Source organism: Bacillus sp. DC4300-2b2 (genome assembly GCF_049895685.1).
In the GTDB taxonomy this organism is placed as follows: domain Bacteria; phylum Bacillota; class Bacilli; order Bacillales; family Bacillaceae; genus Bacillus; species Bacillus safensis.
Map to the genome: position 1 here is coordinate 27488 of NZ_JAFCSW010000002.1, position 25511 is coordinate 52998.

Annotated in this window: 28 protein-coding genes; 24 read left to right on the forward strand and 4 right to left on the reverse strand. The window is 38.5% G+C overall.

Annotation, left to right across the window (positions count from 1 at the left end; translation table 11 throughout):
- The first annotated feature begins 17 nt into the window (after positions 1 to 17).
- The 3 genes from ACP69X_RS05015 to ACP69X_RS05025 all read left to right on the forward strand — a co-directional run bounded on the left by ACP69X_RS05015 (position 18) and on the right by ACP69X_RS05025 (position 1904).
- Positions 18 to 938, forward strand: coding sequence for an alpha/beta hydrolase fold domain-containing protein (locus tag ACP69X_RS05015; protein WP_041085179.1), 921 nt, complete (start codon positions 18 to 20; stop codon positions 936 to 938).
- Positions 939 to 1096: 158 nt separating this feature from the next.
- The gene (locus tag ACP69X_RS05020; protein ID WP_041085178.1) at positions 1097 to 1369 is read left to right on the forward strand and encodes a DUF2651 family protein; all 273 of its coding nucleotides are present in this window, start codon (positions 1097 to 1099) and stop codon (positions 1367 to 1369) included.
- Between the two features lie 112 nt (positions 1370 to 1481).
- Positions 1482 to 1904, forward strand: coding sequence for a cytidine deaminase (locus ACP69X_RS05025; protein WP_041085177.1), 423 nt, complete (start codon positions 1482 to 1484; stop codon positions 1902 to 1904).
- Between the two features lie 41 nt (positions 1905 to 1945).
- Here ACP69X_RS05025 and ACP69X_RS05030 read toward each other — a convergent pair whose 3' ends face one another.
- The gene (locus ACP69X_RS05030; RefSeq protein ID WP_041085176.1) at positions 1946 to 2713 is read right to left on the reverse strand and encodes a pentapeptide repeat-containing protein; all 768 of its coding nucleotides are present in this window, start codon (positions 2711 to 2713) and stop codon (positions 1946 to 1948) included.
- 202 nt (positions 2714 to 2915) lie between these two features.
- On the opposite strand from ACP69X_RS05030, the gene ACP69X_RS05035 reads away from it, so the two are divergent.
- Positions 2916 to 4061, forward strand: a complete 1146-nt coding sequence (locus tag ACP69X_RS05035; RefSeq protein WP_041085175.1) for a choline esterase — start codon at positions 2916 to 2918, stop codon at positions 4059 to 4061.
- A gap of 309 nt (positions 4062 to 4370) precedes the next feature.
- On the opposite strand, the gene ACP69X_RS05040 is transcribed toward ACP69X_RS05035, so the two are convergent.
- Both ACP69X_RS05040 and ACP69X_RS05045 read right to left on the reverse strand, forming a co-directional pair.
- Positions 4371 to 4688, reverse strand: a complete 318-nt coding sequence (locus tag ACP69X_RS05040) for a monooxygenase (RefSeq protein ID WP_073979515.1) — start codon at positions 4686 to 4688, stop codon at positions 4371 to 4373.
- 11 nt (positions 4689 to 4699) lie between these two features.
- Entirely contained in the window at positions 4700 to 5626 is a 927-nt protein-coding gene (locus ACP69X_RS05045) for a DsbA family protein (RefSeq protein WP_426052490.1), read from the reverse strand.
- Between the two features lie 182 nt (positions 5627 to 5808).
- Between ACP69X_RS05045 and ACP69X_RS05050 the strand changes: the two genes are divergently transcribed.
- The 3 genes from ACP69X_RS05050 (at position 5809) to ACP69X_RS05060 (ending at position 7339) form a co-directional block, all read left to right on the forward strand.
- On the forward strand, positions 5809 to 6381 hold the full coding sequence (locus tag ACP69X_RS05050) for a TetR/AcrR family transcriptional regulator (RefSeq protein WP_426052491.1): 573 nt from the start codon (positions 5809 to 5811) through the stop codon (positions 6379 to 6381).
- A 68-nt stretch (positions 6382 to 6449) separates the two neighbouring features.
- Entirely contained in the window at positions 6450 to 6875 is a 426-nt protein-coding gene (locus ACP69X_RS05055; protein ID WP_041085171.1) for a MarR family winged helix-turn-helix transcriptional regulator, read from the forward strand.
- Between the two features lie 116 nt (positions 6876 to 6991).
- Positions 6992 to 7339 carry a DoxX family protein gene (locus ACP69X_RS05060; RefSeq protein WP_338527534.1) on the forward strand — a complete coding sequence of 116 codons (348 nt, stop codon included), beginning with the start codon at positions 6992 to 6994 and terminating at the stop codon, positions 7337 to 7339.
- 72 nt (positions 7340 to 7411) lie between these two features.
- Here the strand turns inward: ACP69X_RS05060 and ACP69X_RS05065 are convergent, their stop codons facing one another.
- Positions 7412 to 7600, reverse strand: coding sequence for a hypothetical protein (locus ACP69X_RS05065; protein ID WP_039178972.1), 189 nt, complete (start codon positions 7598 to 7600; stop codon positions 7412 to 7414).
- A 211-nt stretch (positions 7601 to 7811) separates the two neighbouring features.
- On the opposite strand from ACP69X_RS05065, the gene ACP69X_RS05070 reads away from it, so the two are divergent.
- The 17 genes from ACP69X_RS05070 (at position 7812) to ACP69X_RS05150 (ending at position 25504) form a co-directional block, all read left to right on the forward strand.
- Positions 7812 to 8981, forward strand: coding sequence for an FAD-dependent oxidoreductase (locus ACP69X_RS05070; protein ID WP_426052492.1), 1170 nt, complete (start codon positions 7812 to 7814; stop codon positions 8979 to 8981).
- A 42-nt stretch (positions 8982 to 9023) separates the two neighbouring features.
- Positions 9024 to 9704, forward strand: a complete 681-nt coding sequence (locus ACP69X_RS05075; protein ID WP_426052493.1) for a TetR/AcrR family transcriptional regulator — start codon at positions 9024 to 9026, stop codon at positions 9702 to 9704.
- Between the two features lie 139 nt (positions 9705 to 9843).
- Positions 9844 to 10509 carry a helix-turn-helix transcriptional regulator gene (locus tag ACP69X_RS05080; RefSeq protein WP_041085167.1) on the forward strand — a complete coding sequence of 222 codons (666 nt, stop codon included), beginning with the start codon at positions 9844 to 9846 and terminating at the stop codon, positions 10507 to 10509.
- On the forward strand, positions 10506 to 10880 hold the full coding sequence (locus tag ACP69X_RS05085) for a RidA family protein (RefSeq protein ID WP_041085166.1): 375 nt from the start codon (positions 10506 to 10508) through the stop codon (positions 10878 to 10880). The genes ACP69X_RS05080 and ACP69X_RS05085 overlap by 4 nt, the downstream gene beginning before the upstream one ends.
- 71 nt (positions 10881 to 10951) lie before the next feature.
- Complete coding sequence (locus tag ACP69X_RS05090; RefSeq protein ID WP_426052494.1) at positions 10952 to 12055, forward strand: threonine synthase; 1104 nt, start codon at positions 10952 to 10954, stop codon at positions 12053 to 12055.
- A gap of 36 nt (positions 12056 to 12091) precedes the next feature.
- Entirely contained in the window at positions 12092 to 12433 is a 342-nt protein-coding gene (locus ACP69X_RS05095; RefSeq protein WP_305960995.1) for a hypothetical protein, read from the forward strand.
- Between the two features lie 375 nt (positions 12434 to 12808).
- A complete protein-coding gene (fba, locus tag ACP69X_RS05100) occupies positions 12809 to 13684 on the forward strand; it encodes a class II fructose-1,6-bisphosphate aldolase (protein WP_041085164.1) in 876 nt (291 codons plus the stop codon).
- Positions 13685 to 13718: 34 nt separating this feature from the next.
- Positions 13719 to 14474 carry a DeoR/GlpR family DNA-binding transcription regulator gene (locus tag ACP69X_RS05105; protein WP_073979975.1) on the forward strand — a complete coding sequence of 252 codons (756 nt, stop codon included), beginning with the start codon at positions 13719 to 13721 and terminating at the stop codon, positions 14472 to 14474.
- Between the two features lie 51 nt (positions 14475 to 14525).
- Positions 14526 to 16451 carry a 3D-(3,5/4)-trihydroxycyclohexane-1,2-dione acylhydrolase (decyclizing) gene (gene iolD / locus ACP69X_RS05110; RefSeq protein ID WP_041085162.1) on the forward strand — a complete coding sequence of 642 codons (1926 nt, stop codon included), beginning with the start codon at positions 14526 to 14528 and terminating at the stop codon, positions 16449 to 16451.
- A 26-nt stretch (positions 16452 to 16477) separates the two neighbouring features.
- Complete coding sequence (gene iolB / locus ACP69X_RS05115) at positions 16478 to 17305, forward strand: 5-deoxy-glucuronate isomerase (protein WP_041085161.1); 828 nt, start codon at positions 16478 to 16480, stop codon at positions 17303 to 17305.
- A gap of 2 nt (positions 17306 to 17307) precedes the next feature.
- The gene (gene iolC / locus ACP69X_RS05120) at positions 17308 to 18309 is read left to right on the forward strand and encodes a 5-dehydro-2-deoxygluconokinase (protein ID WP_423359923.1); all 1002 of its coding nucleotides are present in this window, start codon (positions 17308 to 17310) and stop codon (positions 18307 to 18309) included.
- Positions 18310 to 18324: 15 nt separating this feature from the next.
- Entirely contained in the window at positions 18325 to 19782 is a 1458-nt protein-coding gene (locus ACP69X_RS05125) for a CoA-acylating methylmalonate-semialdehyde dehydrogenase (protein WP_073979977.1), read from the forward strand.
- 37 nt (positions 19783 to 19819) lie between these two features.
- Positions 19820 to 21001, forward strand: a complete 1182-nt coding sequence (locus ACP69X_RS05130) for an MFS transporter (RefSeq protein WP_041085158.1) — start codon at positions 19820 to 19822, stop codon at positions 20999 to 21001.
- A gap of 47 nt (positions 21002 to 21048) precedes the next feature.
- A complete protein-coding gene (locus tag ACP69X_RS05135) occupies positions 21049 to 21906 on the forward strand; it encodes an AraC family transcriptional regulator (protein WP_073979979.1) in 858 nt (285 codons plus the stop codon).
- A 176-nt stretch (positions 21907 to 22082) separates the two neighbouring features.
- Positions 22083 to 23366: an MFS transporter gene (locus ACP69X_RS05140; RefSeq protein ID WP_041085156.1), complete on the forward strand. Its 1284-nt coding sequence runs from the start codon at positions 22083 to 22085 to the stop codon at positions 23364 to 23366.
- 17 nt (positions 23367 to 23383) lie between these two features.
- The gene (locus ACP69X_RS05145) at positions 23384 to 24334 is read left to right on the forward strand and encodes a sugar phosphate isomerase/epimerase family protein (RefSeq protein WP_041085155.1); all 951 of its coding nucleotides are present in this window, start codon (positions 23384 to 23386) and stop codon (positions 24332 to 24334) included.
- The gene (locus ACP69X_RS05150; RefSeq protein ID WP_041085154.1) at positions 24335 to 25504 is read left to right on the forward strand and encodes a Gfo/Idh/MocA family protein; all 1170 of its coding nucleotides are present in this window, start codon (positions 24335 to 24337) and stop codon (positions 25502 to 25504) included.
- Positions 25505 to 25511: the final 7 nt, after the last annotated feature.

A 25511-nucleotide genomic window follows, 5' to 3' on the forward strand; every position in this document is an offset into this window, starting at 1 on the left:
AAAGGAGAGAAAATAAAATGAGTGTCGAAATTTTTAACGGAGAACGTTCTGAAGAAAGTATTCAATTTGAAACATTATTCACGTCCCAAAGTAATAAAGAGAGTTTTGCTAGTGTCGAAAAAACCAAAAGCTTTCTAACTCAAATAGAAAATATTAAGCCTTATGCAATCGGAGATGATGTGAAATTAGTGAGTGAAATAAAGGAGCAAATTTTCGAAGGAATGCAGGTTTTCACATTGAATAACCAAATGTCGCAAAAGCAAAAGGTGATTCTCTATATACATGGTGGTGCTTGGGTAAATCAGCCTCTTAATTTCCATTGGTGGTACATGGATAAAATGGCTCAATCCCTTAATGCCAAAGTGGTCGCTCCTATATATCCTAAATTACCTCATTATAGCTACCAAGATACCTATCCAAAAATCTTAAATCTATATAAAGAAATACTAAAAACGGTTGAGAGTACCGATCAATTAACAATTATGGGAGATTCAGCGGGCGGAAATATCTCACTTGGCCTGGCGCATCTCTTAAAGATGGAAGGTCTGCCGCAGCCGAAGGATATTATTTTATTATCTGCATGTGTTGATATGAGTTTAAGCAATCCCCTTATATCTGAATATGCCGATAAAGATCCCATTCTAGCGCCAGAAGGAATAGATGTCATTACAAAAATGTGGGCAGCAGATAAAAAGGTAACTGACCCATTAATCAGTCCAATTCATGGGGACTTTCATGGTCTTGGGAAGATCACTCATTTTATTGGAACACATGATATTTTATATCCAGATGCACTAAAGCTTGATGAAAAGCTAACAGAACAAGGAATTGACATGAAAACCTTTGTTTATCCAGAAATGTTGCATGTGTTTGTTGTCATGCCAATCCCTGAGGCACAAGATGCTCAGGAAAAAATCATTCAGGTGATAAATAGTTAGGTCTTTTTCACACATCAAAATGCTCTGACTTAAATATTCGAAAAAATAGGCTGCTTACTTAAAGCAGTCTTTTTCCATTTTTTGTTTACAACGCACGAATTTCCTATTAATATGGTACATATTCGGTTCTTCACCGGTTCAAAAAGGAGAGTGACTTGATGAGTGTTTTCTTTCTTCATCCTATGGCGCTGATCTTATTTACATTGCCTTTATTATCTTTGATTTGGGGGATTGTTGGCTACTGCATCTTTAAGCGAGTTTATATCGTTCTTATCATCACATTTGCCGCCTCCACTATTTTCATATTTGCCTATACTGGGTTTGACATGTCAAATATGTATTGGGTCGTGTTGATGACCTTTTTATGCATGTGTACCTCTGTCATCACAAAAATCATTCGCTATATGTATGCCCGCTATAAAAGAGCGTAACGAAAAAGCTATTCACAAAAATCAGCTTTTTTTGGTTCCATTCAACTCTTCTTCAGTTTGGTATAATAGATCAGTATATTCAAAACGAGCATAGAAGGGCGAAGGGGACACCATGCACACATTTAATCTTACTTCAAAAGATGTAGAGTTAATAGACGAAGCAAAAAAGAAGATTACGAGCCTTTATGAAGAGGATAAACACCATGTAGGAGCCGCTATCCGCATGAAAACAGGAGAAATGATCTCGGCTGTTCATATAGAAGCGTATATCGGACGGGTAACGGTTTGTGCAGAAGCCATTGCAATTGGCAGTGCTTTATCGAATGGATATAAAGATTTTGATACAATTGTTGCCGTTCGGCATCCATATTCAGATGAAGACGATAGAAGATTGAGGGTCGTAAGCCCTTGTGGCATCTGCAGAGAGCTCATTTCAGATTTCGGACCAGAATGTTTTGTCATCTTAGAAATAGATGGCGAACTAGTCAAAGTGAAAATTGGGGAATTGATTCCACTCAAATATACTCGAAGTTGATGTACGACCTAGACTTAGCAGGAAGAGGGACGCAGCAAGCATCAAGCGTTCTCTTTGTTACAATCCAGATAACTGAAAAATCGCTCCACAAAATCAGCACCATGTATTTTCTCCATATGCGCCGTGTTAAAAATATATTGTTCCATATGCTCAAGCTTGCGCAGGCTGCGTACCAGTACTTTACGATCCTCGTCAGAAAGATGAGTGTCATGATTTATCTTCAGCAATGCCTGTTTGACACGCGCGGAGACCTTTTCAACATATAGATGGTTTTTGGAAGCTGGCGGAATACAATGCGACAGGTCACAGCCTATAAAGCGAACACCGTCAAGAATGCAGTTTTCAAAATTGGTGATCAGCTTTTGTTTACCATTTCCCTCAAACGTTATATCCACTAGCTTACCGGTAAAGGTACAATGAACAATATTCGCTGCTTGTAAAATGCGGTCATTAAACCTACATTGATAAAATGTACAGTCGATAAACACAGCATTCTCCAATGTCATTCCTCTCATATCACAGGAGGAAAATTCGCAATTCTTAAAAACAGCCTCGCCCCTAGCAACCCCAACAGAGCGCAAATCGGAACGAATAAAAGTACAATGCTCAACTGTACTACCTGCAAAAAATCTCGCATTCGTCAGATCACACGTATTAAATACAAGATGTCGCAGGTGACAGCTCCAAAATATAGGTGAATGAACATTCGAGTTGTTGATCGTCGATCCGCTTATCGTTTCGTGTTCATACCTGACAATATCAGAAAATATTTCATTGTCTACTGACATACCAGACTCAAGCCTTCTCATTGTGATCACCTATCTTTTCTTCAGATTTTTTTACAAGATGAATACCTTCCAGCAAGTTCATTTCTGTTTCACTAAGCGGTTGGCATTGACAAGTTATTATATCACAAAGCTAGAAACATAAAGAGAGCGGTCATCGTTTTGAAGGCGTTTATCTTGCAATGTGTCTTTCACACTCACTTTAAATCATAAGGGGGACAAAAGAATGAAAAGATATGACGCATTCCCAGAACCAATCGGCGGCTATACTGCCGGGCGCACACAGATGGATTTTGAGTACACGGCATCTGATCACTCAAAAAGGGAACTGACCGCATTTGTATACTATCCGTCTGATAGCAATGAAGTGAAGACCCCATCAACGTACATGTTTCCTGAAGTATACGAAATGCTGCATGACCAGCCGCTTGTCACTGAGTATATGAAGGAAAAGGATTTTTTCTCTATCGATATCCAAACGCATTGTTACGACGACCTGGCTCTTTCCGGGAAAGAAGAACGCTATCCAGTGTTATTTTATGTTTGCGGCGGGGGCGGCTCTCCAGAATGGGGGACTGTGATCTGTACAGACCTTGCAAGCATGGGGTATGTTGTCGTCAGTATCGGTCATCAAAACAGCACGATGTATAAGCGTAAGGATGGGCGTCTGTTTAATGTATCAAAGGATTTTTCAGATGTCATTATGGCGTTTTCTGAAGATCCAGACATGATGGCGCTGGCTGGTCAGATGACGATGCGGCCAGACGATGAAACTGCCATTGAGACATGTCGTAACGTCCTTACACTGCCAATACTTCATCCGTTAACGAAATATAGTGAATTACAGGCAGAGGATGTAAAGTATGCAGCCGATTATCTTTACAAACTAGACTCCGGGGAACTCAATTCCATCTTTAATGGCAGATTGCTGCTTGACGCCGGCATGGGCATAATCGGACATTCTTACGGAGGGCCTACGACAGCGATTGTTTGCCGGGATGACGACCGATTTGCCTGTGGGATTGGCCTCGATAGCGGTGCATTTGGTCTTCTTGACAGCGACCTAAAAAAAACCTTTTTGCTGCTTTTTTCTGAGCCTAACTATCATATGAATGCAATCATTGGCGCAAACAATAGCATGGAAACCTATTATTTCTCTGTTAATCATGCTGCACATTTAGATTATTGCGACATCGTGTTTACCGGTGTAAACGAAGAACTGAGAGGCAAACGGGATGCGATGGAGATGAGGAATCTTATCACAGACTATACAAGGACGTTTTTTGATCATTACATTCTGCAAAAGCCTGTACATGTGGAAAGTCTATCATACGATGGCGTGGACTTGATTAAGAAAACGAGCAGAAAGTGATCTAAAATGAAAAAAAGCCTTGAGAATTAGGCTTTTTTTGTTTCTCCATGGAAAAATATTTGTTTCTATTTCTGATCCCCAAAATATATATCCGCCACGATTTTAAAAAAAGCCTTCAAAGTATGTGTTTTATATTGTTCATTTTACACTCCTATTATTCCAATCGACTTCGATGTAGTCGGGCATTATTCAAGACCTGAAATCTCTCAACTCGTCGTCAATGAAGAGAAAAAAGAACATGTAAAGTGGATGAATCGATGAAATCACACGAAAAAAAGAGCAGCCATCAGCCGCTCTTTTTTTCGTGTGTCAACCTTGATGAGTTTTTAATGGACCTTTTGTGATATGAGTAAGAGGAGCATTAATGTTAAAGATTTTAGCGTTAATGTCTGTTATTCCAAAGCTAGTGATTCTTTTAGAATGCATCTCAAGATAGTTTTCAGCTGCTTCTTTTGTTTCGAATAAGTAGATTCCGCCAGCCTCATTCTTCTCCGGATTCTCCGTCCATATTTTCCATATGAATCCGTCTTCCTCATTTATACTTTTCGCTAAATCAGAAAACTCTTTTGCCATTTCATCACCGAAAGGGCCCTTCATCTTAAAATCCACCTGTAATAAATGTGGCATCGTCATTCTCCTTATGTTGAAGTTGTAAAATACAGTTCCCCCAGCACATCTTTCATTTGATACTGCTGCTGCGGAAGTTCTTTCTCCATAAAAGACCGTACTTTTGATTGGTCAACATCGTACATTACTTCAATTTCTTTAGAAAATAGAAGTTTTTCATTTTCGAGCAGGGTAGAAACAGCTGGGCGTTTTTTCGGTTCAAGTTCTTCAGTGTTTAAAGCTTGCTTTAATCCTTTAACATAGACTTCAAATGAGCGTCCACCCGTGATTTTGACTCCTTTATTTTCTTCGTTGACGAAGATGATCGTTGGGAAACCTCTAGCACCAAGGTCTCGAACAAGCTTAAAATCTTGATTTAATAATTCCTGGCCGCTTGGCAGCTCCGCTTCATGGACAATCACATCTCCGTTAAGTCCAAGGTCGTTGACGATGTCAATCAACACTGCGACATCAGATATATTTTGATTGAATGCAAATAGCGCTTCTCTCGCACGGCGTAAAAAAGTATAGGCTAGTGCATCATCATGATGTTTTTGAATCACTTTGAACACGCGAGAGGGCGGGTAGGAAGATTGAACAGGATTGTCAATCATTAAGGACCCATCAATTGGCATGCGAGAATGTTCTCCAACCTCTCTCCAGTGACCAGCCACATCAGCAGGTTTGTAAATTCCGTTTGCAGGATCAATTGGACCGCCATGCCATTTCTCTAACAGTCCACCCAACACAGTCTGGAAATGAAAATAATGTCCATATTGCTCTTTAAATCGACGCAGCACAGGTTCAATTGCCCAGCAATGCGAACAAATCGGATCTGTTACATAATAGAGCGTTATTGTTTTTTTAGGTTGCTGAAAATCAATGACCTGAATATCCTCTTCTTCACCTACACCACATACACCTGTTTCTATATCACAAAACATCTCATTGTTTTTCAATTTCATTTACCTCCTCAAATTTTGTAGGAACGCTATTGCTTATCAGTTTGTTTGAATCAAGCAATGATTTACTTTACAATTAGATCTTAAGACACAATGAGTGAGACCAAAACCAATAATTTCTTCAATTTGTTGTTTATGCAACAGATTGATAGATGTGTTGAAAAAGGAGGAGGGATAAGATGACGCAGCCAAAGACAGATCCTCGGGTTCTGAGAACGCGTAAGTCAATCATGGAGTCATTTATTAAACTTTCATCGAAAAAGGAATTTAAGGATATTACGATCAAAGATGTCACGGCAGAAGCCATGATCAACCGCGCGACGTTTTATTATCATTTTGAGGATAAATACGATTTGCTGGATAAAACACTATCAGAAGTATTATCGATTAATTTAGAAAGTATAAATTTCAATCATCGTAAACTAGATGAAGATACGATTATCAATATTTTTAAAGCACTAACGAATTTCCAACAATCTCTGCATAACCGCTGCCAAGTAGAATATGAAACTGAACTTGCTCCTATTGTGAGGGAGCAGCTTGAAATTATTTTTTATCAATTGTTAATCAATCAATATACAAATGTCGAAAAGCAAATTCTGAAGGTCACAGCTGTTTTTTTAAGTTGGGGAATTCACGGAGCTTCTGTTGAGTGGAGAAAAAATAGTTCGCACTTATCCTCAGAGGAGTTTATCAAATCAGCAGTGCCATATATCTTGTCAGGGATTGATTTTAAGCAAGCAGATGGATGATTTGACAATTTTCAAATGCTCCACTAATATAAATGCTATAGCATATAAATTTCATAGAGGGTGTTTACATGGATTTACAAGATTTAATCGGCTATCTCGTTCATCGTACCGATCTCAAAATGACAAATTATTTTACGAACAGGTTAAAGCCTTACGGTGTCACGCCTGAACAATGGAGTATTATTAGCATTCTGAGTAGTGAAAAGGGGACTACTCAAAAAGAATTGGCAGAAGGAATTGATAAAAATCAAACCACTGTCGTCAGAATGATCCAGTCTATGGAACGAAAAGGGCTTGTCAAAAAAATCTATAATGAGCAAGACCGGCGCTCACATCACCTGCTTTTAACGGAAAAAGGGGACGAGGTCAAAAAGGCCATTCTTCCTGTTGTCATGGATGCACATCAAACGGTGACAAAGCAATTAAACGATGAAGAGATTCAACAATTAAAATTACTTTTAAACAAATTATTTCATTCACACTATGAATCTTGAAATGTCTAATCTGTAACGAACTATTTATGCCCAATATATGCTATGACATATAAATTGCATCAGCTGAAAATTTGTCCATTTGGACTGAGTGTTTCAGTCAAATAACTTAGAAAGATGTGATCACGATTTTCATACTTATTCTGCAAATCATATTGGCCGCTTTCTTTTTTGTAACAGGATCGAAAATTATATCAGGGAAAATGGCAGAAGAGTTCAAACGATTTGGTTTACCTGCTTTTTTTAATGTTTTAACCGGAGCCTTTGAGCTCATAGGCGCAGCTGGAATGCTGATCGGCATATGGATGCCAACAATCGCAATATTATCAGGCTTATTGTTAGGAGGCACGATGCTGGCAGCTGCACTTACTCTGATCGTATTGGCCAAAGATCCCTTTAAAAAAGCAATCCCGGCACTTGTGTTATTCGCTCTCAGTATTGGGATCAGCTTGTACCACATTCTTTAAGTTCATACCAAGGTAAGTCACAAAACCTAAACAAATCTCCACTATTCTAATGGTGGATGATGTTTAGGTTTTTTAGCGATTGAATTGTTTTCGAAGAACTAAGCATGAGACAGCAAATACTGCAAAAGCGCCCGCTGATCCAGCAGCAAACACGAGCTCAGATTGTTCTAGTTTGGACTTGAATAACAAAGGGACAGAAAGAATGAGAGCGGCACCACTAAAGCTCAATCCTAATATCAACATTGCTAGTAATTTATTCATAGAAACACCTCTTACACTCAGAATGAAAACAATCGAAAAAAAATCATATTTGGAGTGTATCATATGGTAACGGTCGATTGCTTTCTTTTCATTAAAGCACTCGTAAAATAAACTTTTTTAAACGAACACTGTTCTTAACGAACGGTGTTCGTTATAATATAAATGAGATGTGGCTTTAAACGATTTTCATAAAGAAGAGGAGATGCATACGATGACGGCATTATCTAAGGATCAAAAGCAAATCGCTATCATTGGAGGAGGACCTGGGGGGCTAACGCTCGCCTTAATACTACAAAATTACGGTATACAAACAACCATCTATGAACGAGAGGTGTATGACAAGAGTCTAGAAAGAGGGGGCTCACTGGATATTCACGAAGAAACAGGCCAAAAAGCTTTAAAAGAAGCGGGAATTTATGAGGAATTTCAAAGGAACGCACGCTATGAAGGAGAAGATTTCCGCTTACTTGATAAGTCAGGAAAAATTTATTTAGATGAAGAAACGGAACCAGATCAAAAAGGGACCCGCCCAGAAATTGACCGTGGTGTTTTGTGCGAACTTTTGTTAGATCAAATTAATGCTGAAAACATCAAATATGGATATAAACTAGAAAGCTGCATATCATTAGAAAACGGCATGACGGAGCTTCATTTTGAAAACGGAGTTGTCGAGACAGTTGATCTTTTAATTGGGGCAGATGGTGCTTTTTCTCGTGTGCGTCCTCTGTTAACAGATATTGATATTGAATACGCCGGACTCACGATGCTGGAACTGAATATCCTCAACGTAAAGGTAAACCACCCTGATTTAGCTGCATTTAATAAACGCGGGAAGATGTTTGCTTTAGCAGACCACAAAGGACTGATTGGTCAGTTAAACGGGGATGGACGAATAAAAGTGTATGCAAGCCTTATGGTAGAACGTAACTGGATTGAGGCTTGTGGTATTCCTTTTCATCAAGCGAAAGAAGCAAAAGAACAATTATTAGAGTTATTCAATGATTGGGAAGATCAGCTGAAAAATTATATTCGTTATGCAGAAGATGCCATCATTCCAAGACGGATTTATACGCTTCCTGTCGGTTTTAAATGGAATCGCCATAAAGGAGTAACGCTTATCGGTGATGCAGCTCATGTCATGTCACCATTCGCAGGGGAGGGCGTAAACATGGCGATGTTTGATGCAATGGAACTCGCACTTGCGATTGTCCGAAATCCTCATCATATCGAAAAGGCTATAGAAGAATACGAAGACATGATGTACGAATATTCATCGGAGAAAGCTCATGAATCGGAAAAAAGTTTAAAACTATGTTTTTCAAAAAACGCTGCGGTCAAGCTTGCTGAAATGATGAATTCTTTTCAAGAAAACGGTGATTGATGCTCAATTTACTATTTGACTTTGACATGTTATAAAGAGAGTATGAACAATTCAAATCGTCGTATTATCAGTCGTCGGTCTCAGCCGGCTAAAGAGCCCTTAAGCCGTGAACTCATTGTGAAAACTGCCTTTGACCTTCTTAAGGAGCAAGGGTTAGAGGGCATGAGTATGCGTAAGGTGGCTAAAGCATTAGATACAGGACCTGCATCCTTGTATGTCTACGTGAACAATTTTCAAGAACTAAGTGCTTACGTATTAGATTATGGTCTCGGCCAAATGGTTTATCCAAATTCAGCGGGTGGCACATGGAAAGAACAGTTATTTGACATATTGCATACTTATTTCCTGCTGCTATACGAAAAGCCTGGTCTTGCTGAAATTTCTCTTTCCACCATCCCGCAAGGAACGAACTTTTTACAGTTGACCGAACATATTCTCGCTGCATTGCATGAAGGTGGGATCAAATCTACTTCTGCTGCATGGGGAGTAGACCTGCTACTGTTATACGTATCTTCCGTAGCATACGAAAAGGTCTCTTGGAAGAAACATGGCTCTTCGCAGATTTCAGATACAAAAAAAGCATTTCATGATGCAGACAAAACGCGTTTTCCTTTCATCCATAGCCTGAAAGAAGAAATGTTTGCAGGTGATACCGTATCAATGGAACGGTTCAGGTGGGGAATTGACGTCATTTTGTCTGGAATCCAGCAAAAAATCAATTAGAAAGGAGCAAAAAAAGCAGTCAATGGCTGCTTTTTTATATTTTCTCCACTTTTTCAAGGTGTATAAAAAAATCTATATATTGTTTTTTCATATAAAAGATTATATAATCTAGTGGAATAAACAAATGAGGTGCTTATGCATGGAAAATATAAAGAATTTATTAGAGAGCTATATTCCTTTAGCAAAATCTACGGCAAAAATGTTTGGACCAAATTGTGAAGTAGTGATTCATGATTTAACGAACCCTCAAGCATCTGTCATGTTTACAGTCAATCATCATGTGACGGGAAGAAAAATCGGTCAATCATTTGATCATTTGGTAAAGACTGTTTTACAATCAGAAGATTTTAAAGAAGATTATCTTGCTGGGTATACATTTAAAACCGAAGACAACCGTACCATTCGTTCTTCGACTTCATTAATTCGTGATTCGAAGCAAAAGGTAATCGGGGCATTCTGTATCAATTTTGATGTCGAAGCATTGAATCAAATGCAGCAATTTATGGATACTTTTCTTTCTACAAAAGTTGAAGTTCAAGAGAATGAAACAACTACAAATGATGATCTTGAAAATGTGGAAGAAATCGTAGATCAATTGATTCAACAAATCATTCAAAACAGTGTCCACCCAGTCATGAAACGCTATGAAAAAATTGAATTAATAAGGTTCATGGATGAAAAAGGAATCTTTTTAATGAAAGGATCTGTTGAGAAGGTCGCATCTATGTTAGGAATTTCTAAAGTCACTGTCTATAGCTATTTGGATGAGATCAAACATAAATCGAATGAAGGGGAAACGAAATGAAAAGCATCCTTGAGGTAGGGAATCTAAAAGCCAACGGACACTATGCATTCGCAACCATTCATCAAAACACGGTCTATGTTTCAGGACAATTTGCCATCAATCCTGAAACGAGAGAAAAAGAATTCGGCCCCATTGAAGAAGAGACATTACAAGCGCTTAAAAATGTGGAGATGATTGTAGAAGCGGCTGGAAGTAAAAAAGAAAAGATTTTGCGTATGACATTATACATTTCTGATATTGAACTTTGGGACAAAGTAGATGCGGTTTACACTGAATTTTTCGGTGAACACCAACCAGCACGTACTGTTGTACCAACGAATGAATTACATTTCGGTTTCAAAATTGAAATTGATGCTATTTCTTATATTTAGAATATTTTTTTGCCTAAGATATATAAAAAAATATATTTTGTATAAAAAATTATCCGAAGGGATGATGGATGATGAATCAATTGATTTGTAACCATTGTGGGAAAAAGTATGAGATGACACCAACTCTATGGAAATGTGATTGTAATGGCGTATTAAACCTGGTGAAAGATACCCCTAAAATAGACATGGCGGCTTGGGATCAATATCCAAACTCATTATGGCGTTATGTTGAAACCATGCCATTTTCAAAGGGTTCTAAGACCTGGGAATCTGTAACAATGGGTGAAGGTCAAACTCCGTTAATCCTTTTAGATCCGAATGAGCCAAATACTTATGTAAAAGTTGATTATATGATGCCTACACTCTCCTTTAAAGATCGAGGAGCTGCCGTTTTAATGACAAAGGCTAAGGAATTAGGGGTATCAAAAGTCATTGCGGATAGCAGCGGGAATGCAGGAACAGCGATTGCCGCTTATGCAGCTCGTTGCAAGATTGCATGTGACATCTATTTAAGCGATGAAACTTCACCTAAAAAGGTCACTCAAATAAAAGCCCATGGAGCAACGATTAAAGAAATTCGTGGTACACGCGAGGACATTGCTGCTGCAGCCCAAAAAGCAGTAGACGACGAAAACGTTTTTTATGCAAGCCATGTATATAATCCTTATTTTTTTGAGGGAACAAAAACATACGCATATGAAATCTATGAACAAATAAAAGGAGCTCCAGATGCTGTAATCATTCCTGTTGGAAACGGCACTCTCCTTCTAGGAGCGTATTATGGCTTTAAAGAGTTATTTGAAAATGGTTTGATTCATAAAATACCGAAAATCATTGCCATACAAGCGAAAAACTGTGCACCTCTTGTGAAAGCTTATCAAAACGAGGAGGAATCAGCATCGCCTGTTACGAATACAGGGACCTTAGCAGAAGGGATAGCCATTGCTGCCCCGGCGCGCTCCAAACAAATTCTAGAAGCTGTACAAGATACCAATGGTACATTTATAGATATTGAAGAAAATGAGATATTGAATGCACGCTCTAAACTAAGTGAGAAAGGATTTTATGTAGAAGTGACATCTGCAGTCAATTTTGCCGGCTACTTGAAATATAAAAAGGAATCAAAAGAAACCATCGTCATTCCTCTTTGCGGGGCAGGGATTAAGTCAAAATAACCCGTAGAATACAACTTGAAAGCGGAGGAATGCTTCATGGGATTGGATTTTACTCATTGCGAAGCACATTGGTCATACAGTGACTTCCATGATTTTAGAAAAAGGTTAGCAGCTAGTATTGGTATGAATTTAGATGATATGGAGGGGTTTGATGGGGAAATACCCTTTAAAAACTACCATGACGACATCATCCCATTGCTGGAACAACCCGATTCTGATAGTTACTTATCACCAGGTGTTTGTCAGACCGTCGCTGCGAGATTGCGTCAACTGATCCGGAATTGGCCAGATGATGATATAGATAAAATGAACGCTCTCTATCTAGCAGAGGGAATGGAACTAGCGCATGAACAAAATGAGGTATTGGGATTTATATAGAAGCGGATATGTTGTCATATGGCAGCTCATCAATATAAATATGTAAGTAGCTGTCGATAAATTCGGCAGCTTTTTTATGAGGTATTGGCTTTGAATAAGAAGGTTGTTTAAAGAACTCAACTTTTTATTTTTTGTTTTTTCTAATAATTGATTGACTGAAAGCGCTTTTAACATTATGATGTAGCTATAGTTAACCAAAAGTTACTCATAAATACACATTAAATACTCAAATGTTAACCACTTATGTGGCCACTAAGTTTTAAAAACCTATACGTGGTTTCAGAGAGTATACACATTTTTTTGTTTGCTAACTTCACTCCACTGGCTCAAAAGTGCGCAATCATTGATTTTAAATTGATAAGGAGATTAAGAAAAATGTATATTCATTCCGAATTAATACCAATGAAGACTATGATCTTTGAGGCAAGAAATACCGGCTATGCTGTCGGCCAATTTAACATCAATGGGCTTCAATGGGCAAAAGCCATCTTACAGGCAGCTGAAGAAGAAAAATCACCCATTATTTTAGCTGCCTCTGATAGACTCATAGAATTTCTAGGTGGGTTTCGAACGATTGTAGGGATGGTAAATGGATTAGTTGAAGACATGGCTGCCACAGTTCCGGTTGCTCTACATTTAGACCATGGAATGAGTGTTGAAAGGTGTAAAGCTGCAATTGATGCAGGCTTTAGCTCAGTCATGTTTGATGGTTCACGTCTTCCTATTGAAAAAAATATAGAAATGACAAAAAAAGTTGTAGAGTATGCCAAATCGAAAGGAGTATCTGTTGAGGCAGAAGTCGGTACTGTTGGTGGAATGGAAGATGGACTGATTGGAAATGTGAACTACGCAGATCCGATTGAATGTATTCGATTGGTTGAAGAAACAAATGTAGACGCTTTGGCAGCAGCACTTGGATCAGTCCATGGACCATATCAAGGGGAGCCAAAATTAGGATTTAAAGAAATGGCGTACATATCCAAAAAGGTTGGAATTCCACTCGTACTTCATGGGGGATCAGGCATTCCTGTACCACTTATCCAAAAAGCAATTGCACTTGGTCATGCAAAAATAAATGTGAATACAGAATGTACTCAAGCATGGTCGGCTGTTACTCGTGACACATTCATGAAAAATAAAGAGACTTATGATCCACAAACGCTCTTAACGCCAGGCCAGCAAGCGATTAAGAGCGTTGTAAAAGAAAAAATAAGGGAGTTTGGCTCTCAGCAGAGAGTACACAGCCAATGACAACGTTAATTTAGTTTTAAAAAGGAAGAAAATCATGCTAAAAAACAAAAGGCTTGAAAGAATAAAACAATACGTCATAGAACATCAATGTGTGTCTCTTGATGACTTAGTGACCACGTTCGAAGTATCGAAAAATACCATTCGAAGAGATGTACAAAAATTAGTCGAACAAGGTCATTTTCATAAGGTTTATGGAGGTGTTGCTTTTAAACTCGCTCGCTTAGAATCTTTTGATGATAGACAAATCAAAAACCAAACAGCAAAACAGTCGATTGCTAGAGTGGCAGCAAGTATGGTGAAAGACGGAGATACTATTTTTATAGACTCAGGAACAACTACACTGGAAATGATCCATTACATCCACCAAAAAACGCTTACGATTGTCACTAATAATATGGACTTTATCTTCCAAGCAATGCCTTTCCATAATTTAACGATCATTTCGACAGGTGGTTTTTTAGAAAGAAAAACGAAATCCTTTTCTGACCATTCCATCTCTAGGGTGATAGACCAATATAATTTTGATCAAGTATTCATGGCATCAACTGGTGTCTCCATCACAAATGGTGTGACAAACTCTTCTCCTGTTGAAAGCAGCATGAAAGAAGTAGTTGTCAAAAAAGGGGGAGAAGTTTTTCTTTTAGTCGATCATACAAAGTTTGATAAGCAAGCGATGGTGACCTATTGCACATTAAATGCTGTAAATTATGTGATTACCGATAAACAATTAAGTGAAAGGTATCAAACATGGATGCAAACAAACAACGTGAAATTAATTGTTACGGATTAGATGAAAACATGATCTTGTAAACTAAAATGACACAATAAGGAGTGGTAATGTATGAAATCTATCAGATTAACGATGAGTCAAGCATTAGTCAAATTTCTAAATGCACAATTTATTGAATTTGACGGAAAAAAAACACCTTTTGTTCAAGGCGTTTTCACTATATTCGGACATGGAAATGTCGTAGGGATTGGTCAAGCATTACAGGAGGATCCTGGAGACCTCAAAGTGTATCAAGGGAGAAATGAACAAGGAATGGCACATGCTGCTACGGCGTTTGCAAAACAGAGCAACCGCCGGCAAATTATCGCGTGCTCTTCCTCGGTAGGTCCTGGTTCAGCTAATATGGTCACTGCTGCTGCTACAGCAACAGCTAATCAAATTCCACTTCTTCTTCTGACTGGAGATGTTTTTGCAACTAGACAACCAGATCCAGTCTTACAACAGATTGAACAAACTCATGATTTAACGCTTTCCACAAACGATGCTTTTCGCTCAGTTAGTAAGTATTGGGATCGTATTTCAAGGCCCGAACAGTTAATGTCAGCTATGATTAGTGCCATGCGAGTTTTAACGGATCAATCAGATACAGGAGCCGTCACCATTTGTCTTCCTCAAGATGTCCAGGGAGAAGCATGGGATTATCCACTTCATTTCTTTAAAGAACGTGTGCATTATATTGACCGCCAGAAACCATCGAATAGAAGTATAGAGGCCGCCGCATCTCTTATTCGATCAAAAGAAAAACCCCTTCTGATTTTAGGGGGAGGTGTGCGTTACTCCGAAGCAGCCGAGACCTTCCGTCATTTTGCAGAAACTTTCCATATCCCATTTAGTGAAACACAGGCAGGAAAAAGCGCAATTGAAAGTACCCATCCATTAAACATTGGAGGGATTGGTGTTACAGGAAATAAAGCGGCAAATGATATCGCCCAAAATGCCGATCTCATCATAGGTGTTGGCACACGCTTCACGGATTTTACGACTTCATCTAAATTGTTCTATCCCGAAACAGATGTTCTAACGATCAATTTATCAGAATTCCACGCTTCCAAATTAGAAGCCACAAAAATTATTGCTGATGCAAAATCGGGATTAGAGGCACTCATGACAGCATTAGATGGATACAGTTCCGCATTTACAGATGAGATCCACCAGGCTAAAAAAGAATGGGATCAAGAACTTGCTCGCTTAAAGGACATCCAGTTTACAGGCGAAGATTTCGTACCAGAAATAAAAGGACATTTTGATCAACAGCAGATAGAAGAATATAAAAATAGTCTCAATACTGAATTACCTCAAACGACTGTACTTGGACATATCAATGAATGGATAGCGGAAGATTCTATTATTACTTGTGCAGCAGGCAGTCTTCCAGGGGATCTACAGAGAATGTGGGTGGCCAAAGAAAGAAATACGTATCATTTAGAATATGGTTATTCATGTATGGGATATGAAATTGCTTCTGCACTGGGAGTGAAAATAGCTGAACCGACGAAAGAGGTATATGCCCTAAGTGGAGATGGCAGCTATTTAATGCTTCATAGTGAATTGGTGACAAGTCTCCAAGAAGGATTGAAAATAAACATTATCCTTTTTGATAACTCTGGCTTTGGATGTATTAACAATTTACAAATGGATCATGGAATTAACAGTTTTGCTACTGAATTTCGAGCTCGCAATCAGCAAACAGGGCAATTAGATGGGGATATCTTGAGAATCAATTTTGCTCAGTCTGCCGCTGGATACGGAGCAAAAACGTATGAAGTACATACTTTGGACCAACTCAAGGCTGCCATTGAAGATGCAAAAAAACAAACGGTTAGCACTTTAATTGATGTGAAAGTTTTACCAAAAACCATGACAGATGGCTATGGATCTTGGTGGCATGTAGGAATTTCAGAAGTAACTCAGCAAGATTCAGTCAAAAAAGCCTATCAATTGAAAGAAAAACAATTAGAAAAGGCAAGAAAATATTAAATAAAACAGAAAGGTGAGGAAAATAGATGCCTGAATTAATTGTTCCACCATATAAACGTGATTCAGATGGAAAGGTATTAAGTATCACCCCGCAATCAGCAGGATGGAAATACATTGGTTTTGAAGTGTATAAGCTATCGCAAGGGGAAACGCTTCAAAAGCAAACCAACGATCAAGAAGTGTGTATTGTGATTTTATCTGGGAAACTTCACATTTCAACCAAGTTAGAAAAATGGGAGCATGTTGGTCAAAGGATGGATGTATTTGAAAAAACACCACCTTATTCCATTTATGTGCCAAATAATGATCAATTCACGATTGACGCTCTCACTGATGTTGAAATTGCGATCTGTTCTTCACCGGGTAAAGGAACTTTTCCAGCTCGCCTGATTACTCCAGCTCAAGTTGGTGTTGAACAGAGGGGAGCAGACAACATCTCTAGACAGGTTCATAATATTTTACCAGAACAAGCTCCTGCAGATCACTTACTAGTAGTGGAAGTATTTACACCTGAGGGAAACTGGTCAAGTTATCCGCCTCATAAACACGACGAAAACAATTTACCTTATGAATCTTATTTAGAAGAAACATATTATCATAAAGTCAATCCAAAGCATGGTTTTATTCTCCAAAGAGTGTATACAGATGATTTATCTTTAAATGAAATAATGTCTGTTCAAAATGAAGAAGCCGTTCTTGTACCAAAAGGTTATCATCCTGTTGCTGCGCCTCCTGGTTATGAAAGCTATTACTTAAACGTAATGGCTGGACCAGTCCGCACTTGGAAATTTCAAAACAGCAAAGAGCATGAATGGGTAATGGAGCACAAATTATCGGAAAGCAGGGGGAAATGACCATGTCTTATTTGACTTTTAAAAAAGATAGAAAATTAGATGTCATTGCGCTCGGGAGATTGTGTATTGATTTAAATGCAAATGAAATTGATCGTCCAATGGAAGAGACCCTCACATTCACAAAATATGTCGGCGGCTCTCCTGCAAATATTGCGATTGGTCTGTCAAGGCTTGGTATGAAGACAGGGTTCATTGGAAAAGTAGCCAATGATCAAATGGGACGTTTTGCTACAAAATACCTCAAACAAAATCATGTCGATACAGAGGGAATATCGATTGACCAGACCGGAGCTATGACAGGGCTTGCCTTCACAGAAATTAAAAGTCCTGAAGACTGTAGTATTTTAATGTACCGTGACAACGTGGCCGATCTTAAATTAGAAGTAAGCGATGTTTCGGAAAACTACATTAAAAATGCTAAATCTTTACTCATTTCAGGAACAGCCCTTTCAAAAAGTCCATCAAGAGAAGCCGTTTTCGTCGCCCTTGATTATGCTAGGAAACATCAAGTCAACGTCATCTTTGATTTAGATTATCGACCGTATACGTGGAATTCAGAAGCAGAAACAGCGATTTACTACAATCTAGCAGCCGAGAAATCCGATTTACTCATCGGTACAAGAGAAGAGTTTGATATGATGGAAAAATTGACCTCCGACGGACCATCTAATGACGATAAAACATCTAAAAAATGGTTGGACCATCACGCGAAAATTGTCATTATTAAACACGGTGGTTCAGGATCAATTGCTTATACTCAAGACGGTCTTTCTCATCAAAGCGGCATTTTTAAAACGAAAGTACTCAAAACATTCGGAGCTGGAGATTCCTATGCTTCAGCACTTATCTATGGATTACTAAATGATATGACATTACAAGAAGCGATGCGTTTTGGAAGTGCATCTGCTTCCATTGTCATCTCTAAGCACAGCTCCTCAGAGGCTATGCCATCTGTTTCAGAAATTGAATCATTCATGAAAACAGCAGAAGAAATTCTACTTTAAAAAGGGGAGAACATGATGACAAAAACAACAATAAGAACAGTGAAGAATTATATTGGTGGAGAATGGCTTGAATCCGTAAGCAGTCAAACAGAATCTGTTTTCAATCCTGCAACTGGTAAAGTGATTGCTGAAGTTCCATTATCTACAAAAGAGGATGTTGAACGCGCAGTTCAAGCTGCGAATGAAGCATTTCAAACATGGTCAAAAACAGCTGTACCTAGACGAGCCCGTGTTCTTTTTAAATATCAGCAGCTGCTCGTAGAAAATTGGGATGAACTCGCTGAACTAGTAACTTTAGAAAATGGAAAAAGCTTAACTGAAGCTCGTGGTGAAGTTCAACGGGGGATTGAGTGTGTGGAATTTGCAGCGGGTGCACCGACATTAATGATGGGGAAACAGCTTCCTGACATAGCAACAGGCATTGAATCTGGAATGTATCGATATCCAATCGGTGTTATTGGTGGTATTACGCCTTTTAACTTTCCGATGATGGTTCCTTGCTGGATGTTTCCATTGGCGATTGCTTGCGGAAATACATTCGTCTTAAAGCCATCAGAGAGAACACCTCTTCTAGCAGCAAGACTTGCAGAACTATTTGCTGAAGCAGGGTTACCAAAAGGGGTGCTCAACATTGTAAACGGTGCTCATGATGTAGTAAATGGACTAATTGAGCACAAACAGGTCAAAGCAATTTCATTTGTTGGTTCACAGCCAGTAGCAGAATATGTGTACAAAAAAGGAACAGAGCATGGAAAAAGGGTGCAGGCTCTTGCCGGCGCAAAAAACCATTCCATCGTATTAGATGATGCGGATTTAGATGGTGCTATTAAACAAATTATTGGAGCAGCTTTTGGTTCTGCTGGAGAGAGATGTATGGCAGCAGCTGTTGTTGCGGTGCAAGAGGAAATTGCTGATCAATTCATTGGAAAATTAGTTGAAGAATCGAACAAAATCGTGATTGGAAACGGTATGGATGACAATGTTTTTTTAGGGCCTGTTATTCGTGAAGGACATAAAGAACGTACACTTCAATATATCGAGCAAGGAATAAATGAAGGGGCACATATGATTCGAGATGGACGAAAAGACGACATTACGAATGATGAAGGATATTTTATTGGCCCAACGATTTTCGATCATGTTACACAAGAAATGAAAATTTGGCAGGATGAAATCTTTGCACCCGTTTTATCCATTGTGCGAGTAAAATCACTGAATGAAGCAATAGAGCTTGCAAATGCCTCAAAATTTGCAAATGGAGCTTGTCTATATACTGATAGCGCCGCAAGTGTTCGCACATTTAGAGATCAAATTGAAGCAGGTATGCTTGGAATTAATGTTGGGGTTCCAGCTCCAATGGCATTCTTCCCATTCTCTGGTTGGAAGGAATCATTTTATGGAGACCTTCATGCAAATGGTACAGATGGGGTTGAATTTTACACAAGGAAAAAAATGGTTACTGCACGTTATTGATTTAAACGATGCATTGATCACAAGTTGGAAATGAATCATGAAAAATAAAGTGATATTCTCCATTATTTCATTCATTTTTTGGTTTTCACAATTTCTATATGTGCCCGTTTTATCCCCCTATTTGGAGACATTAGGGGGTGACTATCTCTTAATCGGTCTCATATTAAGCAGCTATGGATTCCTGCAGCTTTTATGCAGACTCCCATTAGGGATATTAGCGGATTATATGAAAATAAGAAAACCTTTTATTCTGCTCGGAATTTTAGCCAGCACGATCAGCTGCCTCATATTTTTCTTAACAGAAGATTTGGTTTTTGCTTTAATTGCCCGCTGCTTCGCTGGATTAGCGGCCGCAACCTGGGTCGTGTTTACTGTGATGTATGCAAGTTATTACCATGAACATGAATCTAATCAAGCAATGAATCTCATTTCATTTATTGTCGTATTTGCACAACTTCTTGGAATGGGACTGAGTGGGTATTTAGTAAGTCAATGGGGGTGGCATGCACCATATTTTCTTGGTAGTTTGCTCTGTATCCTTGCATTTGTTTTACTGCTGTTTATATCTGAACCAAAACATTCTAGGAGTCGTAGTCAAATAGAATTGAAATCGCTCTTATTCACTTTGAAGAAACAAACGCTTCTTCAACTATCGTTTTTATCCATTTTGGCACACGCTATGATTTTTATTACAACGTTTGGGTTTACATCAGCTTATGCATTAAGTATTGGTATTCCTAAAAGCCAGTTAGGATTGACCACTTTCTCTTTTATGATTCCACATGCAATCGCACCTTTAATAATAGGTAAAATCGCTTCTTCGATAAGAAAACAATGGATGGTTTTAATCGGCTCATTTATGTTTGCCACAATGTGTATTTTTACAATGCCTATCACCACTCAGCCAGCTATTTTTTACATCATACAAGCGATGATGGGGCTATCATTAGGTTTTATTTTCCCTCTATTATTAGGTATGTGTTACCAGTCAGCTTCTGATCACATGAAATCAACGGTTGTTGGTGCATATCAAGCGATCTATGCAATAGGAATTTTTGGAGGACCCTTTATCGCAGGAATTTTCAACTCTTGGTTTGGGCTTAGTGCAGGTTTTTACTTTGCTGCCTTGCTAGGTGGAATTGCTACATTACTTGCTGCGAGATGGAAAAGCAAAGCGATGAAACATAATATTTATCATGACAGCATTGGCAAAATATAAAGTTTTCTTGTAGGTATAATCACAAATCATATAGGGGAGATGAATCCATGGGACAATATTTAGTACATCAACAAGCTACTTCCTCCAAGTGTTTAGATCAAACATTACCAGAACTCGTTTATGTTTGTCATGCCAATGAAGAGCACACTACTTTACCGCGAACAATGCATATGCATAAGCAAATGTTAGAGATTGTTTTTATCAAAAAAGGTAAAGGAAGGCACTTGATTGGCAATAACATATATGATGTCAAAGAAGGAGATATCTTAATATATAATAGTCATGTTTTGCATGACGAGTACATGGATCAAACATCTAGAATGAGTGTTTACTGCGTAGGAATGAAAAATGTTAAGTGCCCAGGCTTACCAGAGAATCACTTAGTACCTGAATCAATGTCGTGTGTATGGAACTGCGGGGATCAAGCTCATCAAATAGAAACTTTATTAGAGATGATCCTTTTCCAGGTCAAAACAAATCAACCTGGTCACCAAGAAACATGTAGTTATTTACTATCCGCTCTTATCTCATTGCTGTTAACCATCCCTAAAGAACAACCGCTTATGACAGAAGAAGTCTGCTGCTCTCTATTCTTAAAAATCAAATCATATATTGATCTTCATTATGCTGAAAATATCACACTTTCTTCTATAGCAAAAGAAATGAATGCCAGCCCTTATTATATTGCCCATTTATTTAAGAAACACACTGGATTCTCACCAATTCAGTATATCATTCGTCGACGGATTGGTGAGTCTCAATCGCTGCTAATCAACACGAATTTTACCGTTACACAAATAGCCGGTATGACCGGGTATGATAATCCAAACTATTTCACATCTTTATTTACAAAACTGATTGGCATATCTCCTAAAAAATATCGTCAATTATGGCGAGGTGTTTAAATGAAACTAGACTATTTTTAACACAAGATCGTGAAGGTTTTTGATGAAAATAACGATAAATATGACGAAACTCCAATACATTTAAACAATAATTTGAAGGAACAAAATGTTTTTGAGATTTATAATAAATACACAAACATATTGTATGCGCTTTCTTTTATGAAGGAGGGAAGAAAATGAGTGAAAAAAATAAGCTTTTTTTCACTAAAATAGGTATTCCATACTCGCTAAGATGGGGATATCTTGGCATGATACTTTTCATGATTGGAGATGGATTGGAACAAGGGTGGCTGTCACCTTATTTAGTCGAAAGGGGACTATCCGTCACACAGTCAGCTCAATTATTTGCGGCATATGGTTTAGCTGTCGGAATAGCTGCTTGGGTATCAGGGGTCTTAGCTCAAATTTGGGGAATTAGAAGAGTGATGTGGGCTGGATTTATCATGTTTACGATATCTTCTATTCCTTTTATCGCTCTAGGTGTTTCCAACTTGAACTACCCTGTTATGCTCGTTACATATGTGTTAAGAGGTGTAGGCTACCCGCTGTTTGCTTATTCATTTATCGTTTGGATCACGTATCGGGCAGAGCAAAAAATATTGGCACGAGCCGTAGGGTGGTTTTGGTTCGTATTTACATGCGGATTAAATGTTGCAGGGCCATTTTATTCCTCTATAGCGATACCTATTATAGGTCATATTTATGTATTATACACAGGTATCTTCTTTGTTTTGATAGGAGCCATTATCGCACTTGTGCTAACAAAAGATGAAGTGAAACAAAATACAAAAGATCAATCTTCTATCAAGGAGCTATTAAGCGGAATATTTTATATGTTTGAGCGTCCAAGGTTAGCGGTAGGTGCAATAGTCAAAATAATCGGAACATTAGGTCAATATGGTTTTGCCATATTTTTACCTAGTTATCTCATAAAATACGGTTACTCAACTGAAGAATGGTTACAAATTTGGTCATCCATTTTCGTTGTGAATATTTTATCAAACTTATTATTTGGTTTTATTGGAGATCGCATCGGATGGAGAAAAACGATCATTTGGTTTGGATGTGTAGGCTGTGCTCTATCGACCATCGCCATCTATATAGCCCCGATGATAATTGGTCACAGTTTAATCGGAATGATATTGATCTCATGTTTATTTGGATTTTTTTTAGCAGGCTATGTACCTATTACGGCGCTAATCCCTTCTATGGCTCCAGCAAAAGACAGAGGAGCCGCAATGTCTGTACACAATCTAGGATCTGGTTTAAGCGTGTTTGTCGCACCATTCATTGTCAGCCTCTTTATAGAGCCGTTAGGAACAAGTGGCGTCATTCTCATCTTTGCAGCCTTATATTTATTTAGCGGATATTTAACAACATTTTTGAAAACTCATGAGGAGTTAGAACAAAACAAAAAGAAGACAGCAATACAAATGAATGTGTTAGATAAAACACCATAAAGCGAGGAGAAATGTCTATGTCTATTCAAATTGCAGGTGCCCCTTGCTGCTGGGGTGTTGATGATCCCAAAAATCCATACCTTCCTCCATGGGAAAGAGTCTTAAATGAAGCCTCACAAGCTGGTTGCCATGGAATTGAACTAGGACCTTATGGATATATCCCTTTTGACATACCAAAAGTCACAAAGGTTTTAACAGAATTGGATTTAACGATTATAGCAGGTACTATTTTTGACAATTTAGTAGATCAAGAAAATATTGAAAATCTCATAAAACAAGTGGACGATATCTGCTCTTTTATAACCAAATTACCCGCAGCCCCTGCATTAAAACATCATCAGTATCAAGCCCCTTATTTAGTTGTCATCGACTGGGGGCACGAAGAGAGGAATAAACATGCAGGAAGGCCGGAAGAGGCTCCTCGTTTATCAGAACAGAAATGGAAACAGATGATCCAGCATATTAAAAAGATTGCAGAACATGCATGGAATAACTACGGAGTCCGGGCTGTGATTCATCCTCATGCAGGTGGTTACATTGAGTTTGAAGATGAAATCAATAGGTTGTTACATGAAATTCCTCATGAAACAGCAGGTCTGTGTTTAGACACTGGTCATCTATACTATTCAAAAATGGACCCTATCGAATGGATCGAACGATGTGCGGACAGATTAGACTACTTGCATTTTAAAGATATTCATTTAGACACGTATCACCAAGTCATGAAAGAGCGCACACAATTTTTTGAAGCATGTGCTAAAGGAGTCATGTGCCCAATCGGTCAAGGAGTCATTGACTATCATAAAATTCGGCATCTATTAACAGAACTAAACTATGCAGGATACGTGACGTTTGAACAAGAACGTGACCCGCGAGATGCTGATACAAGCTTAGAAGATGTCAAACAAAGTGTAGATTTTCTGAACAAACTTGGTTTTGCAAACGAATTGAAAGCGAGGAATCGTTAAATGATTAATGGTGAAAAAATAATCGAGCGTCCCATTCGTTGGGCGATGGTCGGCGGAGGACGCGGGAGCCAAATTGGGTATATTCATAGATCTTCCGCTTTACGAGATGGGAACTTTCAGTTGATTGCAGGGGCATTTGATATTGATCCAGAAAGAGGACAATCCTTTGGAATCAACCTACATATCGACCCCTCACGATGTTACTCAGATTATCAGACAATGTTTGAAGAAGAACAAAAAAGAAGTGACGGTATTGAGGCTGTCTCGATTGCCACACCAAATGGTACGCATTATGAAATTTGTAAAGCTGCACTACTTTCGGATCTTCATGTGATTTGTGAAAAACCTCTTTGTTTTACAACACAAGAAGCCGAAGAGCTATTAAAGTTAGCAGAAGAGAAGAATAAAATTGTTGGCATCACATATGGTTATTCCGGCCATCAAATGATTGAACAAGGAAGACAGCTGATTGAGGAAGGGAAATTAGGAGACATCCGTCTTGTCAATATGCAATTTGCACACGGGTTTCACTCAGAGGCAGTAGAAAAGAAGAACGCTAGCACAAAATGGCGTGTAGATCCTAAAATGGTTGGACCAAGTTATGTTTTAGGAGACTTAGGTACCCACCCGCTGTTTTTATCTGAAATTATGTTACCAAACTTAAAAATAGAAAAGTTAATGTGTACAAGGCAAAGCTTTATCAAAGAGCGTGCTCCTTTAGAAGATAATGCCTATACAATCATGAAATATGACAATGGAGCGGTTGGAACGGTATGGTCTTCAGCGATAAATGCAGGATCTATGCACGGTCAAAAGATTAGAATTGTAGGCTCCAAAGCGAGCATTGAATGGTGGAGTGAACAACCTAACCAGCTTCGATACGAAATTCAAGGAGAACCGGCACAAATATTAGAAAGAGGTATGCCTTACCTGCACCCACTAGCCTTAGAAGAGGATCGTATTGGTGGTGGACATCCTGAAGGGTTATTCGAAGCTTGGTCAAATTTATATGCAAGATTCGCAAAAGCGATGGATAATACACGACTAGGTATTAAAGGTACAAGCGAAATATGGTTTCCAGATATCCGAGCGGGCGTAGAGGGAGTAAGATGGGTAGAAAATTGCGTGCGCTCAGCAAATAATGGCGCTGTTTGGGTTGACTATATTTAAATTCATA

Bases quoted from the DNA above. Each gene is read 5' to 3' on its own strand.
- iolB (WP_041085161.1), top strand. From the start codon at position 16,478: ATGCCTGAATTAATTGTTCCACCATATAAACGTGATTCAGATGGAAAG.
- ACP69X_RS05090 (WP_426052494.1), top strand. From the start codon at position 10,952: ATGAATCAATTGATTTGTAACCATTGTGGGAAAAAGTATGAGATGACA.
- ACP69X_RS05025 (WP_041085177.1), top strand. From the start codon at position 1,482: ATGCACACATTTAATCTTACTTCAAAAGATGTAGAGTTAATAGACGAA.
- ACP69X_RS05055 (WP_041085171.1), top strand. From the start codon at position 6,450: ATGGATTTACAAGATTTAATCGGCTATCTCGTTCATCGTACCGATCTC.
- ACP69X_RS05070 (WP_426052492.1), top strand. From the start codon at position 7,812: ATGACGGCATTATCTAAGGATCAAAAGCAAATCGCTATCATTGGAGGA.
- ACP69X_RS05140 (WP_041085156.1), top strand. From the start codon at position 22,083: ATGAGTGAAAAAAATAAGCTTTTTTTCACTAAAATAGGTATTCCATAC.
- ACP69X_RS05015 (WP_041085179.1), top strand. From the start codon at position 18: ATGAGTGTCGAAATTTTTAACGGAGAACGTTCTGAAGAAAGTATTCAA.
- ACP69X_RS05085 (WP_041085166.1), top strand. From the start codon at position 10,506: ATGAAAAGCATCCTTGAGGTAGGGAATCTAAAAGCCAACGGACACTAT.
- ACP69X_RS05150 (WP_041085154.1), top strand. From the start codon at position 24,335: ATGATTAATGGTGAAAAAATAATCGAGCGTCCCATTCGTTGGGCGATG.
- ACP69X_RS05095 (WP_305960995.1), top strand. From the start codon at position 12,092: ATGGGATTGGATTTTACTCATTGCGAAGCACATTGGTCATACAGTGAC.
- ACP69X_RS05105 (WP_073979975.1), top strand. From the start codon at position 13,719: ATGCTAAAAAACAAAAGGCTTGAAAGAATAAAACAATACGTCATAGAA.
- ACP69X_RS05075 (WP_426052493.1), top strand. From the start codon at position 9,024: ATGAACAATTCAAATCGTCGTATTATCAGTCGTCGGTCTCAGCCGGCT.
- ACP69X_RS05080 (WP_041085167.1), top strand. From the start codon at position 9,844: ATGGAAAATATAAAGAATTTATTAGAGAGCTATATTCCTTTAGCAAAA.
- ACP69X_RS05145 (WP_041085155.1), top strand. From the start codon at position 23,384: ATGTCTATTCAAATTGCAGGTGCCCCTTGCTGCTGGGGTGTTGATGAT.
- ACP69X_RS05040 (WP_073979515.1), bottom strand. From the start codon at position 4,688: ATGCCACATTTATTACAGGTGGATTTTAAGATGAAGGGCCCTTTCGGT.
- ACP69X_RS05035 (WP_041085175.1), top strand. From the start codon at position 2,916: ATGAAAAGATATGACGCATTCCCAGAACCAATCGGCGGCTATACTGCC.
- ACP69X_RS05135 (WP_073979979.1), top strand. From the start codon at position 21,049: ATGGGACAATATTTAGTACATCAACAAGCTACTTCCTCCAAGTGTTTA.
- iolC (WP_423359923.1), top strand. From the start codon at position 17,308: ATGTCTTATTTGACTTTTAAAAAAGATAGAAAATTAGATGTCATTGCG.
- ACP69X_RS05125 (WP_073979977.1), top strand. From the start codon at position 18,325: ATGACAAAAACAACAATAAGAACAGTGAAGAATTATATTGGTGGAGAA.
- ACP69X_RS05030 (WP_041085176.1), bottom strand. From the start codon at position 2,713: ATGAGAAGGCTTGAGTCTGGTATGTCAGTAGACAATGAAATATTTTCT.
- ACP69X_RS05020 (WP_041085178.1), top strand. From the start codon at position 1,097: ATGAGTGTTTTCTTTCTTCATCCTATGGCGCTGATCTTATTTACATTG.
- iolD (WP_041085162.1), top strand. From the start codon at position 14,526: ATGAAATCTATCAGATTAACGATGAGTCAAGCATTAGTCAAATTTCTA.
- ACP69X_RS05065 (WP_039178972.1), bottom strand. From the start codon at position 7,600: ATGAATAAATTACTAGCAATGTTGATATTAGGATTGAGCTTTAGTGGT.
- ACP69X_RS05050 (WP_426052491.1), top strand. From the start codon at position 5,809: ATGACGCAGCCAAAGACAGATCCTCGGGTTCTGAGAACGCGTAAGTCA.
- fba (WP_041085164.1), top strand. From the start codon at position 12,809: ATGTATATTCATTCCGAATTAATACCAATGAAGACTATGATCTTTGAG.
- ACP69X_RS05130 (WP_041085158.1), top strand. From the start codon at position 19,820: ATGAAAAATAAAGTGATATTCTCCATTATTTCATTCATTTTTTGGTTT.